This is a genomic window from Extensimonas soli, from assembly GCF_029211265.1.
In the GTDB taxonomy this organism is placed as follows: domain Bacteria; phylum Pseudomonadota; class Gammaproteobacteria; order Burkholderiales; family Burkholderiaceae_C; genus Extensimonas; species Extensimonas soli.
Map to the genome: position 1 here is coordinate 57,173 of NZ_JARGEL010000031.1, position 15,724 is coordinate 72,896.

Below are 15,724 nucleotides of genomic sequence, written 5' to 3' on the forward strand. Positions count from 1 at the left end.
AGTCTCCTTGGCGTTAGGCGCCGATACGCACCAGGACGCCCAGTGCTTTGAGTTGTTGGATCGCTGCTTGCTGCTCCGCAGTCGTGATGCCGGTGGGCCAATGCAGTGCGTGGTCTGACACGATGGCGTGACGCGCCACCATCAGCCCGTCGTTGCGGTCGGCGAGAGCAGCATCGGCGTCCTGCATAAGCACACCAGCGGAGTACTGGCTGCCATCGGTGGCCGACGGGTCGATCTGCTTGACCTTGCCCGTCGCCGTGATCTGCCCGAGCACCGTACCCAGCGGCAAGGTCTGGCCAGCTGCCACGGTCACGCGGTCGCGCGAATAGAGATTGGGCGCCTCGTACTTCAGGAGGTCGCCGAGGTTGATTGGTTCTTGCATTGCGGGCACGGGATGCTCCTTTTTGGGTTACTTGGTGCCCAGGCGACTTTTGACGGCCTGGATCAGAGGGTTGTGGGGAGAGGCGGGATGGCCAGTGCTACTTGCCGACATGGCCGACTGCGGGTCGATACGGCTGACGATTTCGGGACTGGCTTCGGCCTGGGTGGCCAGCAACTGGCTGCGCACCTTGGCGGGCGATGCCTTCGATTCGAGGAAGCCCGCGATCAGGTCGGTGCGCCCGGCCAGGGTGCAGGTCTGGGCGACCTCAATCGCGTCGGCCACGGTCATGGCGGTGGCGGCGGCGGCCGGTTGAGAAAGACTGCCAGCAGGATCAGCAGCAAGCCGATCAGGAGCAGCGGGGTCGGTTCGATCATTCATGGAAGACTCCATCTGGAGGTTGCTAAAAAGTCCCGCGTGGCTTGCCGCCAACTTCGGGAGTGGGGAAACGGATTCGCAGAGCTGCGCAAGGGCGTCGTCAAAGGTGCCGATGGCGTCGGCCAGCCCGATGGCAACGGCGGCTTGCCCGAAGAACAGCCCAGCCTCGGTGTCACGCACCGCAGATGCCTCGATGCCACGGTTGCGGGCCACCGTCTCGACGAACAGGCCGTAGACGCGATTCACCTCGCCCTTGAGAAAGGCGTGGGCTTCGCTGGAAATCGGCTCGTGGGGGTTGAGATCGTTCTTGCGGTCGCCCGCGAAGACCGCCGTGTAGCGAACGCCGTCTTGAGCATCCTTCTCCGACTGGTCGACGTGCATCGCAATGACGCCAATCGAGCCGACGCCGCCGGTGCGCGAGACGAACACCTTGCTCGCCGCAGATGCCAGGGCGTAGGCCGCCGAGAACGCCATGTCATTGGCCACCGCCCAGACTGGCTTGATGCTGGACGCCGCACGGATGCGGTCGGCCAGATCGAACACGCCGCCCGACTCGCCACCCGGCGAGTCAACGTCGAGCAGGATGGCGGCGACATCGGGGCTGGCCAGCGCGGCGTCCAACTGCGCGGTCAGCCCTGCGTAGCTGGTCAATCCGGATTCGGCTTCCAGGCCCACGGTGCGTCGCACCAGCGTGCCGTGGATGGGGATGACTGCGACCTTCGTCGTCTGAGTGGATGCGGGACGTGCGGGCGGCGTGAAGCCCGAAGGCGCAGCCAGATCAGCCAAGCCGATCCGGGGGCCGAGCACGGCCAGGATCACGTCAAGTTTGGGGCGATGGATCGCCAGCGGCACACCGTAGAGGCGTGCCGCCAAATGGGGCAACAGGGTCATGGGAATCCTTCAGGCAGACGGTGAGTCGCCGGTTTGCGTGGTGTCTGCAGCGTTCTTGTTCGGCTCCGCGCTCCCGCCGTCCTTGGACGTGCGGCGCGGGTCGGAGTCGAAGATCAACCCGAGGTCGTCGGCGCGCTGGTTGTCGGCGGCGATCTCGCGGTCAACGTCCTCGGCGTCGTAGCCAAAAGCGGAAATGGCTTCCGAGCGGCTCATCAGCCCGGCGCGGATGGCCAGCAGCATTGCCTTGAACTCCTTCTCGGGGTCGACCCACTGCCAGCCCTGGGGAATCCACTTCACCTGCAGGTACTGGCGGCGACGGGCTGGGCCGCCACGCGCGAAGCCGGGGGCTTCGATGGCACCGGCGAGCACGGCCTGCTTCATCCACGCGGCCCACACCGGACGGCACATCTGATGCACGAGCACACCGTGCTGCACCATCTCGCAGCGACGCCGGAACTCGAGCATCCCGGCGCGAATGGACGAGTAGTTCACGCCTGTCAGGTCGCCGGTCAACTGCTCGTAGGTGACGCCGATGGCAGCGGCGACCGCGCGGAACTGCGTGCGCAGGAACTCGCCATACGAGCCACCGACGTCGGCTGGGTCAGAGAACTTGATGTCCTCTCCAGGCTCCAGAATCTGCAAGGTGCCCGGCTCCAGACCGGCCAGCGCGATGCCATCGCCATCGGCAGCACCTTCGCCCATCAGGTTGTCCTCCGGGTTCTGCCGGGTCACGAACCCCGCGAACATCGCGGCGGTCTTCTTGCGCACCAGTTCGGCGTCGTCGTACTGGTCGAGTTCGTTGAGCTTGACCAGGGCCCGCGACAACCACGGCTCGCCCCGGATCTGGCCGGGACGCAGGACGCGGAACAGGTGGATGATTTCTTTCGCATCGATGCGCACCGTGTCCATCCCGCCCTGGCCCGACATCGGAGCCAGCCGACCGTCTTCGGGGTGCGAGCGGTACAGGTGGTAAGCGACGCGCCGCCCGAGGCTGTCGAATTCGATGCCAGAGCGCACCACGTTGCCCGAAGGCAGATCGAGGTTGAGGCTAATCGGCAGATGCTCGGGCTCCAGCAACTGAAGCTGCAGAGGAACAACCAGTCCGTCCTCCGGACGACGCGGGCGCAGCCGGATCAGGCATTCACCGCCTTCGAGCATCGCGCGGCAGGCCAGCGCCTGCAGGCCATAGAAGTCGGTCTGACCTGCAGCGTCGGCTTCCTCCGTCCAGTCACGCCACAGCGCCTGGACGTCGGTCTTAAAACGTTCGTCTGCTGCCAAACTCTGCGGCTTGATGCCAGTGCCGACCGCGTTGGACACGAAAGCCTCAATCCCGGCCTGCGCCCAGGCATTGCGGCGCACAAGGTCTCGGCTCTTGATGCGCAGCTCGGTGTTGGTCGCCAACATCGCGGCGACCGCGCCGGGGTTGCCGGGCATCCACGCCAGCGAACGGCGGCCACGGCCAGCCGCTTCGTGGACGGGTGGCTGGCCGAACAGGCTTCGGATCTTCGAATACCAGGCCATCAGAACCCCTTCGAGGTCGTGACCCGGATCTGGCGCGGCGCACCCGGCCATAGACCGGTGGCGGCTGCCTGTTCCAGGATGCCGCGCTTGACCTCGCGGATCGCGGCCTTCAGTTCATCGACCGAGCGGTACTCGACGGTCTTGTCGCCGAAGCTGACGCGGCGTTCGCCCTTGGCGAGCGCGGTCTCCAATGCCTGGAGTTGGACTTCTGTGTAGGCCATCAGCGGTACACCACGAGGTTGATTTCAGAGGAGTCGTCAAATGACGCCGCAGCCGTCGCACAGGAGATGTCGACGTACTGCGCGGTCTTGAGGTCGGAGCTGGCGCGCACGATGGCAACGCGCTGCTGGCCGGTGTTGGTGCTGCTACGGGCGAGTGCCGTCCAGCAGTAATTCGCATCCGGCATCGCTACCGCGAAATGCACGCGGTAACGGCCAGCCGCCGTGCGCACCACGCTGGCGACGTTGAGCGCGCTGGCAATCACGACCTGACCGCCCACGTAGCCGAAGCTGACCCATACCCGGGCAACGCCGGGATGGGTGGCGTCGATCTTGGTCTTGACCTCGAAGCCAATGCGCGCAGCCAAGGCGGCGATGCTGGACGCAAGACTCATCAGGCCAGCGCCCCATCGAAGATCACGACGAAGTCGGTATCGGTGTTGCCAACGTCGCTGGCCGCGACCGCCCCGATGTTGGTACGGGCCTGCAGCTGCTCGGCTACGGTCAAGGTCTGCGCCGCGTCGAAGCGAACACGGAGATTGACCGCAGCCAGAATCGCATCCAGACCGCTGGTGCCGTTCTGCAGCGCCTGCTGAATTTCCACCAGGGTGTCGTAGGCGGCGTCGGCACCACCCAGAATGTCGGCCTTGAGCGCGTCCAGCAGCGACACGATCTTGTTCGACGAATAGGTGCTGGTGGTGGCGATCTGGTTGTCATCGATGGCCATCGCGGACAGAACCGCCGCCTTGAGCTCGTTGATGGCGGCGACCAGACTCGACTTGTCGTTGGTGGACAGGCTGGCCAGACTGCCTGCCGTCGCACGGACGTCGTTGAACTCCTGAGCAACTCGGATGACCAGGCTCTCGATACGGGTGGCAAGACTCATGAAAACTCCTCTGAAAATCAGGACAACCAGCGGCTCTTGATGACGCGCCGCCGTGATGGGGTTGCAGAAACAGAAAGGCCACCTCGTTGGGTGGCCTCGTCTGGGTCGAATGTTTGAATCGGGGGCGGCTCATCCGGTGGCCGTTCCATCCCGAGTTGCCGCTCCAGTTCTCGCCAGTGGCGTTCCTCGAAGCGATCCAGGCCCGCCGCCGATGCGGCCGCGCGGGCGTACACGTAGCAATCGAGCGCTTCATTGCGCTCGCGCATCTTTTGCCACTCGCGCACCGGGAAGCCGTTGCGGTCGCGGCGGGTAATCAACTGTTCGGCGCAGAGCTGCTGGATGAACTCCGCGTCGATCTTGGGCAGGTGGACGAACCCAGTCGGGTAGACGGTGGTCACGCCGTCGTCGCTGACGTCCGTGCCCTTGCGCAGGTTGTTGTAGAACTCCAGCTTGGCGATGCCGACCGCCACCGTGAACACCTTGATGCCCCGGCGCAGCTTCTTGCCGCCTTGCGAAACATCGATGGCCGTCGGCGTGCCGATCAGTGCCGCCCCTCGCGGTACGCCCTTGACAGGCATCACGCGCGGGTCACGGCAGGCCCGCACGAAGGCGTAGGCCTCTTGCGTCGCAAAGCCGGTATCCAGGGCGAAACGGGCCAGCGGCATCGCCGCGCCCGAGGTGTGTGTCCAGTTTTCCGCAAGCAACTCGGCGAGTCGCTTCCACACCGCGTCGCGGGCGGTGTCGCCCATCAGCACGCGGTGTTCGACCAGCCAGGATTCCTTGCCACGTCCGAAGGCCCAGATGGATGCCTCGATGCGATCCTTCTGCACGTCGGCAGCGCCCACCAGGAGCAATCCGCCCGTTGGCACCGTGCCGATCCGGTATTCCTCGCGGCGCTCTACCAGCCGTTGCCAGTCGGGCGCTTCGCCTTCCTCGACCCAGGTTTCGCCCAGCTCGGTGTTCTTGAAGGTCTTGATGGCGGCCGCCGACCCCGATTCCTTGTTCACCGAGCTTTCCCACGCGGCGGCAATGTCGCGCCAACCGCGCCAACCGACCGGGCTGTAAAGCGACGACAGGTGAAACCCCGCCGTCTTGCCGGTGCCGTCGCTGATCATCGCGCGCCATTCGCCGTGCTCCAGCATCCAGGTCTTGTGGTGCTCGGCAATCGACTCGTCGCACGATTCGCAGATGTACGCCGCAGTGTCCGGTTGACCCTTCTCCCATCGCAACTGCTCGAAGCGCAGCCACTGGCGATGCGAGCAATGCGGGCACGGCACGAAGTAGCGGCGCTGATCACTGGCTTCGTACTCGCGCTCGATGGCGCTCGCCCCCGAGATCGTCGGGGTTGAAACGATGAAGATCTTGCGCCGAGCGAAGGTTCGCGTGCGCGCCTCCGCCAGCGAGATCGCATCGCCTTCGCCCTCGACGTCCAGTGGATAGCCGTCTACCTCGTCGAGGAACAGATACCGCACCGGCATCGAGCGCAGTCCGACCGCGCTGTTGGCCCCGGTCATCACCAGAACACCGCCCCGGAACTCCTTGGCCAGGATGGTGTTGCCCGAGTCGCGTGACCGTGCCGGGGAGATCAGTTCGCTCAGCGCCGCCGACTCCTCGATCAACGGATCGATCCGCTGCTTGGAATTGCGCTTGGCCATATCCACCGTCGGCCATACCGCCATCATCGGCCCCGGCGCGTGGTGGATCACGTAGCCGATCCAGTTCGAGCCCATCTCGGTCGCACCGAGCTGTGCGGCTTTCATGAACACCACGCGCTCGACCGGCGAAGTCGGTGACAGGCAGTCCATGATCGCCTTCAGGTACGGCGTGCGGCTGGTGCGCCAGCGTCCTGGCTCGGCGGATGCCTTGCTGGAGAGCATCCGGTGGCGGTCCGACCATTCGGACACCGAGAGCAGAGGATCGGGCGTAAGCCCTTCACGCCACGCGCGCTCGATTTCGGCAGCGCCTTCGTATTCAACATCCAGCATCAGTCCACCCGGGGCCGCAGTTCGCCCAGTTCCTGCAGGTGCTCACGTACCGCCGCCTCCAGGGCGACGTGCATCGTGTGCGGATCGATATTGAGCTTGGCCGCCATCTGCGCCGAGATGCGCGCTGGCCAGTTCAGCCACGCATCGCGCTCGGAGCGCGCCAGCTTGAAAACGTGGGCGATGGCCTGCGGCCGATCCACCAACTCGCCCTTCAGCCGGGCCAGACGCACCTTGTTGGTCTGCGCCTTGACGACCTCATTGACCGTGCGCGCCTGAAGCAGGGACGCGCCGCCAGTGGGTAGGGCCGCAGGCCCATCACCGCCAACACCGGTACCGCCTTCCGGCACGGCGACCTTTGCGGCCTTGGCCCGCGTACCGGTCTTCGGCACATCGGAGTTGCGAGCCCACTCGCGATCAGCACGGTCGGCATCAATGGTGCCGTCAGTCTCCGGCGTGATCCGACCTGCGCGAATTGCCTTGTGAACAGCGGTGTCGGTCACACCACGGTGACGGGCGTAAGCGCGAATCGAAATGCCCATTTTGAGAACCGGTTGCCCCTTCAATCATTAGTTCGTCATTCACTCGAAATCAGCTTGGCTTCTCTCTGGAACAGCGCGTTCATACGGACGTCATCAACACCATCAAAGGACGCAGCAATGAGCAAGCTCGAACAACTCCTGACCCAGATCGCGCAAAGCAAGCTGGGCATCGAAACCCTGGAAACCCGCAAGTCGGACAGCCTCGACTTCCACGACGTGGCGGTTTGGTGCCTGCGCGACGCCCTTGAAGCCGCGTTCAACGCAGGCGTCGAACAGGGCCGCAAGGCGGCGAAGTCGGACAAGGCCAACAACTGATCAAGAACCGTCGAAGCCAAGCAGAAAGCGCTTGGCTTCACTCCCGAACAGCGCGTTCATCACGTCACCCCATCAACCCCTCCGAAGGAGAAGCAAATGACCACCACCCAACTGACCCCGGCGCAGCACGCGATCCTGGCCTACGCCCTCGAACACACCGACGGCAAGATCGACTGGTTCCCCGAAAACATCAAAGGCGGGGCACGCAAGAAGGTGCTCGATGGCCTTTTCAACCGCGCGCTGATCACCTCCGACGGCACCCACTGGTTCGTTGCAGCCGAGGGCTACGACGCGATGGGGCGCGCCCGGCCTGCGCCTGCGCCAGTGACCGCCGACTCCGAACTCGACGCAGCCGTGACGGCAGCCGAGGCCACGTGGGCGCAAGAAAAGGCGGCCGCCAAACCTCGCACCCGCGAGAACAGCAAGCAGGCCACCGTGATCCAGATGCTGCGGCGCCCCGAAGGGGCAACGGTGCAGCAGATCTGCGAGACCACCGGCTGGCAGGCGCACACGGTGCGCGGCACCTTTGCCGGAGCCTTCAAGAAGAAGCTTGGCCTGACCATCGTCTCGGACAAGGCCCAAGGTGGCGAGCGGGTCTACCGGATCGCCGCAGAAGCCTGATCGCCACGCCAACACCCAGGAGAACATCCATGAGCACCATGACCATCACCATCGAACGCACGCCTCGCACCCTTCAGTTTGGCGACACCACCTTGCAGGTCGAGGAGTTGAGCGTCCGATTGCCGTTTGCCCGCAAGCCTGCCGACTTGGACGAAGTTGGCGGCCAGGGTCAGACCAAGGTCTACGTCACCGAGACGAAGGAACTCACCGTCGACGAGTTCGATGCCTTTGCCCGCAGCCTGTTGGTATCGCGCGACTGGCTGCGTGGCAAAGGTGGCGGCACTTGTGACGGCTATCTTTGCGTCGAGGTCACCGCACCGGGTCGCCCCTACCTTTACGTGAATCCAGAGGGCGGCGACTACGCACGCTACGTGGCCCGTCTCGGGTGATCGAAATAGATTGAGAAAGAAGCCAAGAACAGCTTGGCTTCTCAATCGAACAGCGCGTTACTACGGGTGTCGCAACGATCAACCCCAAGGAGCCAGAGATGAACACCAACCAACAGATCCCCGCCACCCAGAACGAAGCCTGGGGCTTCTGGGGCACGATGAACGAACACGCCAGCACCGCGTGGCCCCTGGCGATGAGGGCCATCTCGGACGCCACCAGCCAGCCCCTCGAATCAGTCCAGGTCTTCCTCGACAGCCGCCACGGACGCCACTTTGCGGACGATGTGCAAAACGGGCTGTACCAGGGCCAGACCCTAGCGGACGCGATCAACGCCGCCACCCAACAGTGGATGGGCTGGACGATTGGCCGCCAGACCAGCAAGCAGTACGGCATCCCGCGCGGCCTGCCTTACCTGACGGGCTTTGTGATTCACTGCGAGATCAACGAGGAGTCGCTCGCCGCCTGATCATCGAACAGCGCGCCATCCGACTCGCGGGTGGCTTGCTTGCCAGCCCATTCCTGCCAGCGCCGCACGATCACGTCCACGTACTTAGGGTCGAGTTCGATCAGCCGTGCCAGCCGCCCTGACTTTTCGGCGGCGATCAGCGTCGTGCCGGAGCCCCCGAACGGGTCGAGCACCACGTTGCCCGGTCGGCTCGAATTGCGTATCGCGCGCTCGACCAACTCCACCGGCTTCATCGTCGGATGCAGGTCGTTCTTCTGCGGCTTCTTGATGTTCCAGACGTCACCCTGGTCGCGGTCGCCGCACCAGTGACGCTGCGCGCCCTCGGGCCATCCGTACAAGATTGGCTCGTACTGGCGCTGGTAGTCGGCCCGGCCCAGCGTGAAGGTGTTCTTGGCCCAGATGATGAACGTCGACCACTTTCCACCGGCGGCACGGAACGCTGCCTGCAGCACATCCAGTTCGCTGGACGACATCGCCACGTAGATGCCGCCCCGGCAGTTCCCGATGGTCGGCGTCAACGCCGCCAGCAGGAAGTCGTAGAAGCCGTCGCCGAGGTTGTCGTTCAGGATCGCGCGATCCTTGCCGCGCATCTTGTCCTTGGCGCTGTTGGCGTAGTTCACGTTGTACGGCGGGTCGGTGAAGACCATATCCACCGGCTCGCCATCGAGAACCCGGTCGTAGCTCTCAGCCACAGTGGAGTCGCCACACAGCAGACGGTGGCCACCGAGCAGCCAGACATCGCCCGGGCGCGAGACGGGTGTCTCTGACACCTCGGGCACCGCATCGTCATCGGTTTCGCCTTCGCCATCCGGCTCGTCGCCCGCCATCAATTCCGCAAGTGCATCGGCATCGAAGCCGGTCAGCGACACGTCGAAGTCGTCATCCTGAAGGGACGCGATCTCGATGCGCAGCATCGCGTCGTCCCAGCCCGCGTTCTCGGCGATGCGGTTGTCCGCGATCACCAGGGCCCGGCGCTGCGTCGCGCTCAGATGATCGAGCACCACCACCGGCACCACCGCCAGCCCGAGCTTCTGCGCAGCAGCAAGCCGTCCGTGCCCGGCCACGATGACACCATCGCTACCGGCGAGGATCGGATTGGTGAATCCGAACTCGGCAATCGAGGCAGCGATCTGCGCCACCTGATCGTCCGAGTGGGTGCGCGCATTGCGGGCGTAGGGCAGCAGTTTGGCGGTCGGCCACTGCTCGATCTTGTCGGCAAACCACGAGGCGGTCATTGCGCTACCTCCGTGGTGGCCAGACGTTCACTGGCGACGTCATCGAAGGATTGGCCGGTGGCCAGCAACGTGACGGGCACGCCGGAGTGGTTCTGCTGGAAGCGCTTGATGGCGACGTCCACGTACTCCGGCGCGATCTCAACGCTGCGACACACACGACCGGTGCGCTGCGCGGCCAGCATCGTCGTGCCGCTGCCGCCAAAAGGTTCGAACACGATGTCGCCTGCGTCCGTGTAGGCCTCGATCACGAACTCCGGCAACGCCACCGGGAACACAGCCGGGTGGTCGATGTCCTGACCGATCTTGCCCTTGTGACGCATCACGCGGATCACCGAGTCGGGAATCCGGGTGTCCTGCGTCGGCTGCCCCTTGTGCGTCCAGCCGCCGACCTCGCCGTCCTTGCCGCGCATCGCCGTGGACGAGCCATCGGCACGCAGGTGCGACTCCTGGCCCGCGTGCTTGCAGGGCACGATCTTGTTGGGCTTGCGGCTGGCGCGGTTGAAGTGAAATACGAACTCGAAACTCGGCGCAAAGCGACCAGCCCAGTCTCCGGGCATCCCCGGTCCTTGATCCCAGACGTACCACGCGAAGCGCCGCCAACCCTGCGTGCGCATCCAGCCAAGCCACGCATCCCAATACGGGATGACTTCGTTGTCGCGGTGGATCAACCCGAGGTTGACCAGCACCTGGCCGTCGTCGGCCGTTGGCACGTTGGCAAACACGCCGCGCATCAGGCCATCCCAATCCTTGACACCGCCGCTGGTGTAGTCACGCTGGTTGCCGTAAGGCGGTGAGGTGAAGCACAGCCGGGCCGCATCGCCCTGCATCAGCGTGGCGACTGCTGTCGGGTCGGTGGCATCGCCACAGATCAGACGGTGGGAGCCGATGGCCCAGACATCGCCGGTGCGGGACACCGGCACCACAGGGGCATCCGGCACATCATCAGCAGCGTCCGGTTCGTCGGCATCTGCCTCCTGGTCGGCGTCATCGGTTTCCACCTCGTCAGCGAGCAAGGCCTCGATCTCAGCATCCTCGAAACCGGTCAACGCAAGGTCGTACCCGGCCTCGGACAGCTCGGCCATCTCCAGCGCCAGCATCTCCTCGTTCCAACCGGCGTCGAGCGCCAGCCGGTTGTCAGAGATGACGTAGGCACGCTTCTGCGTGGGCGAGAGGTGCGCCAGTTCTATGACCGGCACCTGATCCAGCCCGAGCTTGCGCGCGGCGGCCAGACGACCGTGGCCCGCGATGATCCCGTTGTCGCCGTCCACCAGAACCGGATTCGTCCAGCCGTACTCGACGATGCTGGCGGCGATCTTGGCCACCTGCTCATCCGTGTGCGTGCGTGGATTACGGGCGTAGGGGATCAGCGCCTCGACCTTGCGGTACTCGACGTTGAGCGTGTTCAGAATCGGTTCCTCAAAAGGAAAGCCCGCCGACGGAAAACCGTGGGCGGGCTCGTGATGGGTGCGGACTGGTGCGGGTGCAAACTGCAAACCCTGCAAACCTTGGTTTGCAGTCGGACGCTAGACGACTGCCGCGCTCGCGCCCCCCGCATTGGATTTTCGGAAGGAAGGACCCCTTTTGCCTCAGGCCACTCGCCGAACCGTCACCGCTGTCCAGAAGATAGCTGAAATACTACCCCTGATCGGCCTGCTTTGTTGCAGGGGCAAAAGCCGCAGTTGGTAGCTGATGGCAGCGCATGACAGCCTATCCGCGCTCATTCGCGTTCAAAGACTATCTCGCGACGAGGCAGTCGTTGAGCTGGTCAGCCACCGTCTGCAATGCCTTCTGCCACCGCCGCCACGCCGTCGTCCGGTCGCAAGCAAAGCGAATCGTGACGTCTCGCCAGCCGTAGCGCTTGGCGCGCATCCACACAAGGTGGCGCTGTTCGACCTCCAGCCACTGCACCCACTGCATCGTCTCCAGCATCCGGTCGATGGCGTCCGGTGCGGGCGGGAATGGGCGGTAGACCTTCTCGTCGGCAGCGAACGTCTCCCACTCCCGGCGCACGATGGCGGGCCAGCAGTTGAAGTGGCCCTGCACCCGCACGGGTGGCAGGCGTCGGGAGGTAGCGGCGGCTTCCTCGAAGCGGGCGGCCACGTCCTCAATCGTCCAAGCCGTGTAACGGTCAGTCATGGCGTCGTCCTCCCGCGCCGTAGAGGCGCTCGCCGATCTGGCGTACCAGTTCGCGCTCCATCCAGTCGAGCCGTTCATCGTCGGGTGAGACGACCAGAATGCGCTGGTCGCGCCAGCCACGTTGCTTGATGGCGTCCACGTCCTGGACGTCGGGCCGGAATCGCCCGAGCGGGCAGCGGTATTGGGGTGTCGGAATCTTCATCTCACACCTCCCGTTCCAGTGCGTGCTGTTCGATAGCCCAGTGCAGCAGTGCCAGAGCGTCGGCTTCGTTGTCATCGACCGGGGCATGACCGCGTGCCCGGATGGCGGCGATCACATCCTCCTTGCCCGCGTTGCCTTTGCCGGTGGCGTGCTTTTTGATCGTGCCGACCGGCACGCCCTGATACGGGATCTGGTGGTGCTCGCACCACGCGGTGAGCGTGGCGAGGAATCCGCCGTAGGCGTGCGCCGCGTCGGTCGAGACGTGGCGGCGGACTTCCTCGAAGTGCAGGCAGTCGATGCCGTCACAGGATTGCTTGATCTCGGTGAGCCAGCGCTTGAAGCGCAAGAAGCGCATTCCGCCGCCTTCGAAGCGCTGCGGACGAAAGCTCTCGGAACCGCTGGTGATGTGGCGGTCGCTGCCCCGCAGCGCCCAGCCGGTGGTCGTGCCCAGATCGAGGGCGAGGATGGTGGTAGTCATGGTGTCAGTCCTTGTCCGGTGCAGGTCTGACGCAGCTGACACGGAATACCGAAACTCTCCGTGAGGCGCACGCGCGCACGCGTATAGAGAGTTACGTGCAAATGCGTCAGCTGCGTCAGACGACGTGGTTTTCATGGGAGTCAGTTGTCCGCGTAGGGGGTGTAGGCGGGCATCGGCGGGTGCTTGAGGCCAATGCCCTGGAACCCGCGCACGCCCATGCCGTTGCGCCACTTCTCGATCCCGCGCGTGATCAGCAGATCGGAGAAGCGTCGTTGCGCGCCGATGAACTCCCCGGCGGCCTCAGCCCACTGCTTCCAGTCGGTGAACAGTTCGGCGGTCAGCGATTTGGCGTTGGGCGCGCGCACGCAGCGTTCATCGAGCCAGCGGCCCAGCGCATCCTCGGACTCGAAATACTCCTCGGTCGCCGACACCACGCTGGCGGGCGGCTTCAAGCCTTCGCGCTGCCACGCAAGGCATCCGGCCACGGCCCACGCCAGAATCCCGTCGCGTTCGGCCAGCAGCTTCTCGGTCAGACGGCCATCGCGCCGCTCGGGCGGAATCGTCACCGTGAAGGGGATCATGTGCATCCGCCGCTTCATCGCTTCGTCGATGTTGCGGATAGCGGGCTTGTGGTTGCCGACGATGACCGGCTTGAACTGCGGCGTGTACTCGAAGAAGTCCTGGCGCATGAAGCGCGCGGAGATCTTGTCGCCTCCGGTGATGGCCTTGACCTTGGACTCGTTCAGGCGCCGTCCTTGCTCGGTTTCGATGGCCGTCACGAAGCGCGCGCCACGCAGGCCCGCCAGATCGGTCGGATGGCGGTCGCCACGCGTCTCGACGAAGGTGTCCATCGACGCGGTGGCGGCGTAGTCACCGAGGATGGTGCTGATGACGTTGGCGAACACGCTCTTGCCGTTGGCACCCGTGCCGTACAGGAAGAACAGCGCGTGGGCGCTGGTCACGCCGGTGAGGCAATAGCCGACCATCCGCTGCAGGTAGGCCTGCAGGTCAACATCGCCGCCCGCGATGTCGGACAGGAATGCCATCCATTGCGGGCAGTCGCCACCCGGCGTGGCGGTAGTGATCTTGGTCATCCGATCGGCGCGGTCGTTCGCGCGCTTGCGACCGGTCTTGAGATCGACCACGCCACCGGGTGTGTTGAGCAGCCACGGATCGGCGTCCCACTCGTCGGTGGTGGCCGCGTGCCTGCGGTCTGCCCGCGCCAGCCGTTCCACACCCCCGACCGTGCTGGCGCTGGCGAGCTTCGCCGCGACCTTGGGGTTGTCGGCGCGCACGGCGGTCTGGCGGCAGACGCTGCGGATCAGGTCGGTCGCGGCCAGCGTGTCCTCGGTGCGCCAGCGTTGCCCATCCCACACCAGCCACCGACCCCAGGCCGCCACGTAGCGCCAGTCGCGGTGGTAGCGGCGGGTGAAAGACAGCGCCAGCGCGTCCTCGGTACCCCAGACGGATTCGTCGCTGCTGACCACCGGATCGACGTCATCGGCCACGTCGTGCATCTGCAGGCGCGGGCCGTGGGTAAGGAAGGTGGCGACGTCGAAGCCCTCGGCGATGGCGTCCGCCACGTCCCAGCCCTCGGCAGCCTCCTCAGGCGGATAGAGGATGTGGCAGGATTTCGCACCCGCCGACAGGATGGCCTGTGCTGCCTGCGTCGCGTACTCCCAGCCCGGTTTGTCGCGGTCAGGCCAGATCAGCACGGCCTTGCCGGACAGCGGCGACCAGTCGGTCTTATCGACCGGAGCGTTGGCACCGTGCATCGCCGTGGTGGCCACGATGCCCGCGTCGATCAAGGCCTGCGCGCATTTTTCGCCCTCGACCAACACCACCTGCGCGGCGCTGGTCATCCCCGGCTGGTTGTAGAGCGGACGCGGGTCTGGCGGTGCCATCTTGCGCCGCTTCGCATCCCAGGGCCGGAACTGCTTTTTCTGCCCGGGCGGGTCGTAGCGGTAGACGACCGCGATCAGATGGCCAGCCGCATCGAGGTAGTCCCACTTGGCGGTGGCGGGACCGAGTTCGTCGACCGGCACGTCCTTCTTGCTGGCCTTGCGCGAAGGTAGAGAACGCGAGCGTCCGAGCAGATCGGCAGCGGCGTCGAGCACACGCGGAAAGTCGTTCAGCACGTCGATGCCGAGGTGCGCACCGATCAGCGCGTAGATGTCGCCGCCGTCACCGGTGGCACGATCCGTCCACAGTCCGGCCTTCTCGCCATCGAGCACCACTTCGAGGCTGTCGCCGGGACTGCCCAGCACGTCGCCGATCAGGAACTTGCCACGGCGCTTCTTGCCTGCCGGAAACAGCGTGGCCAGCACCGAGGAAAGACCCGCGATCAGTCCGGCACGCAGCTCCTCACGTTGGTGGTCGTCAAGGATGCGCTTGGGCTCGACGGGTTTTTGGGTGTCGTTGAAGTCAATCATCTGCGCCACCTCCGATCACATCGGCGATACCGGCCAGCTCCTGCGGGATACGAGATTCGTGGCGCAACTTGCGCAGGGCCTTCCCCTCGATTTGGCGGACGCGCTCGCGCGTGACCTCCATCTTCTCGGCGATCTCGTCGAGTGACGAGCCGACAAAGAAGCGCTCGCGGATCACGTCCGCCTCACGCGGCGTCAGCGAATCGAGCGCATCCTGGATGATGCGGCCTGCCTGCGCGTGGCAGGCCAACCGCAGTGGGTCTGCAGACGCCGTTCTACAGGCTAGGGCTTGCACGCTGTCTGCATCCAGATCGATGCTGGAATGGTTCGTTTCCAGCGGCTGGAGCTGGGCATCCGACCACAGGTCTGAGGGTGATGCGTTCAGGAAGTCGCACAGGTTCCACGCGCATTCCCGCAGCAAACCATCCGGCGTCAGCGGCGACCGAGTGAGGTTGATGTAGGGTAACAGCGCCCCGTAGTAGCTGATGCCGGCGGCGGCAGCGAACGGTGCGCCCGGCCTGTGCCCCGCCCGCTCGATGGCACGCAGCAGCCGGGCATTGCGCACGGAAATACGAACACGGTAGTCACTCATGTGTGCCTCCTTGCGTGACTGCCCATGCCCTGAGCTCCGAGATCCGGAAGCGAACCATCTGGC

The 15,724-nt window shown here is 65.0% G+C and carries 19 protein-coding genes; 4 read left to right on the plus strand and 15 right to left on the minus strand.

Features of this window, described 5'->3' with window-relative positions; genetic code table 11:
• Positions 1 to 13: 13 nt before the first annotated feature.
• Genes PYV55_RS14415 through PYV55_RS14450 form a run of 8 tightly spaced genes read right to left on the minus strand, consistent with a single transcriptional unit; the run spans position 14 to position 6,797 of the window.
• Positions 14 to 391: a head decoration protein gene (locus PYV55_RS14415; RefSeq protein ID WP_147073275.1), complete on the minus strand. Its 378-nt coding sequence runs from the start codon at positions 389 to 391 to the stop codon at positions 14 to 16.
• Positions 392 to 409: 18 nt separating this feature from the next.
• Positions 410 to 1,648 carry a S49 family peptidase gene (locus PYV55_RS14420; protein WP_275852559.1) on the minus strand — a complete coding sequence of 413 codons (1,239 nt, stop codon included), beginning with the start codon at positions 1,646 to 1,648 and terminating at the stop codon, positions 410 to 412.
• A gap of 9 nt (positions 1,649 to 1,657) precedes the next feature.
• Positions 1,658 to 3,169, minus strand: coding sequence for a phage portal protein (locus tag PYV55_RS14425; RefSeq protein ID WP_275852562.1), 1,512 nt, complete (start codon positions 3,167 to 3,169; stop codon positions 1,658 to 1,660).
• The gene (locus tag PYV55_RS14430) at positions 3,169 to 3,390 is read right to left on the minus strand and encodes a phage head-tail joining protein (protein WP_058719282.1); all 222 of its coding nucleotides are present in this window, start codon (positions 3,388 to 3,390) and stop codon (positions 3,169 to 3,171) included. The genes PYV55_RS14425 and PYV55_RS14430 overlap by 1 nt, the downstream gene beginning before the upstream one ends.
• Complete coding sequence (locus PYV55_RS14435) at positions 3,390 to 3,782, minus strand: hypothetical protein (protein WP_058719281.1); 393 nt, start codon at positions 3,780 to 3,782, stop codon at positions 3,390 to 3,392. Before PYV55_RS14435 ends, PYV55_RS14430 begins: the two co-directional genes overlap by 1 nt.
• Complete coding sequence (locus PYV55_RS14440) at positions 3,782 to 4,273, minus strand: hypothetical protein (protein WP_058719280.1); 492 nt, start codon at positions 4,271 to 4,273, stop codon at positions 3,782 to 3,784. Before PYV55_RS14440 ends, PYV55_RS14435 begins: the two co-directional genes overlap by 1 nt.
• 17 nt (positions 4,274 to 4,290) lie before the next feature.
• Positions 4,291 to 6,258 carry a phage terminase large subunit family protein gene (locus tag PYV55_RS14445; protein WP_275852569.1) on the minus strand — a complete coding sequence of 656 codons (1,968 nt, stop codon included), beginning with the start codon at positions 6,256 to 6,258 and terminating at the stop codon, positions 4,291 to 4,293.
• Positions 6,258 to 6,797: an elements of external origin gene (locus PYV55_RS14450; protein ID WP_275852572.1), complete on the minus strand. Its 540-nt coding sequence runs from the start codon at positions 6,795 to 6,797 to the stop codon at positions 6,258 to 6,260. The genes PYV55_RS14445 and PYV55_RS14450 overlap by 1 nt, the downstream gene beginning before the upstream one ends.
• Positions 6,798 to 6,914: 117 nt before the next feature.
• Here PYV55_RS14450 and PYV55_RS14455 point away from each other — a divergent pair, with 117 nt between their 5' ends.
• The 4 genes from PYV55_RS14455 to PYV55_RS14470 all read left to right on the plus strand — a co-directional run bounded on the left by PYV55_RS14455 (position 6,915) and on the right by PYV55_RS14470 (position 8,589).
• Positions 6,915 to 7,112, plus strand: a complete 198-nt coding sequence (locus PYV55_RS14455) for a DUF6900 domain-containing protein (protein WP_275852574.1) — start codon at positions 6,915 to 6,917, stop codon at positions 7,110 to 7,112.
• Between the two features lie 96 nt (positions 7,113 to 7,208).
• Entirely contained in the window at positions 7,209 to 7,733 is a 525-nt protein-coding gene (locus PYV55_RS14460) for a DUF3489 domain-containing protein (protein ID WP_275852577.1), read from the plus strand.
• Positions 7,734 to 7,762: 29 nt separating this feature from the next.
• On the plus strand, positions 7,763 to 8,122 hold the full coding sequence (locus PYV55_RS14465) for a hypothetical protein (protein ID WP_275852579.1): 360 nt from the start codon (positions 7,763 to 7,765) through the stop codon (positions 8,120 to 8,122).
• A 98-nt stretch (positions 8,123 to 8,220) separates the two neighbouring features.
• Complete coding sequence (locus tag PYV55_RS14470; protein ID WP_275852581.1) at positions 8,221 to 8,589, plus strand: hypothetical protein; 369 nt, start codon at positions 8,221 to 8,223, stop codon at positions 8,587 to 8,589.
• Here the strand turns inward: PYV55_RS14470 and PYV55_RS14475 are convergent.
• The 7 genes from PYV55_RS14475 to PYV55_RS14505 all read right to left on the minus strand — a co-directional run bounded on the left by PYV55_RS14475 (position 8,553) and on the right by PYV55_RS14505 (position 15,661).
• Complete coding sequence (locus PYV55_RS14475; protein WP_275852584.1) at positions 8,553 to 9,824, minus strand: site-specific DNA-methyltransferase; 1,272 nt, start codon at positions 9,822 to 9,824, stop codon at positions 8,553 to 8,555. The two genes, PYV55_RS14470 and PYV55_RS14475, sit on opposite strands and share 37 nt — an antisense overlap.
• Positions 9,821 to 11,230, minus strand: a complete 1,410-nt coding sequence (locus tag PYV55_RS14480) for a site-specific DNA-methyltransferase (RefSeq protein WP_275852826.1) — start codon at positions 11,228 to 11,230, stop codon at positions 9,821 to 9,823. Before PYV55_RS14480 ends, PYV55_RS14475 begins: the two co-directional genes overlap by 4 nt.
• A 328-nt stretch (positions 11,231 to 11,558) precedes the next feature.
• The gene (locus PYV55_RS14485; RefSeq protein ID WP_275852587.1) at positions 11,559 to 11,960 is read right to left on the minus strand and encodes a DUF6362 family protein; all 402 of its coding nucleotides are present in this window, start codon (positions 11,958 to 11,960) and stop codon (positions 11,559 to 11,561) included.
• Positions 11,953 to 12,162: a hypothetical protein gene (locus tag PYV55_RS14490; protein ID WP_275852589.1), complete on the minus strand. Its 210-nt coding sequence runs from the start codon at positions 12,160 to 12,162 to the stop codon at positions 11,953 to 11,955. Before PYV55_RS14490 ends, PYV55_RS14485 begins: the two co-directional genes overlap by 8 nt.
• A 1-nt stretch (position 12,163) precedes the next feature.
• A complete protein-coding gene (locus tag PYV55_RS14495; RefSeq protein WP_275852592.1) occupies positions 12,164 to 12,640 on the minus strand; it encodes a crossover junction endodeoxyribonuclease RuvC in 477 nt (158 codons plus the stop codon).
• Positions 12,641 to 12,780: 140 nt separating this feature from the next.
• Positions 12,781 to 15,072, minus strand: a complete 2,292-nt coding sequence (locus PYV55_RS14500; protein ID WP_275852594.1) for a phage/plasmid primase, P4 family — start codon at positions 15,070 to 15,072, stop codon at positions 12,781 to 12,783.
• Positions 15,065 to 15,661, minus strand: coding sequence for a sigma-70 family RNA polymerase sigma factor (locus PYV55_RS14505; protein WP_275852596.1), 597 nt, complete (start codon positions 15,659 to 15,661; stop codon positions 15,065 to 15,067). Before PYV55_RS14505 ends, PYV55_RS14500 begins: the two co-directional genes overlap by 8 nt.
• Positions 15,662 to 15,724: the final 63 nt, after the last annotated feature.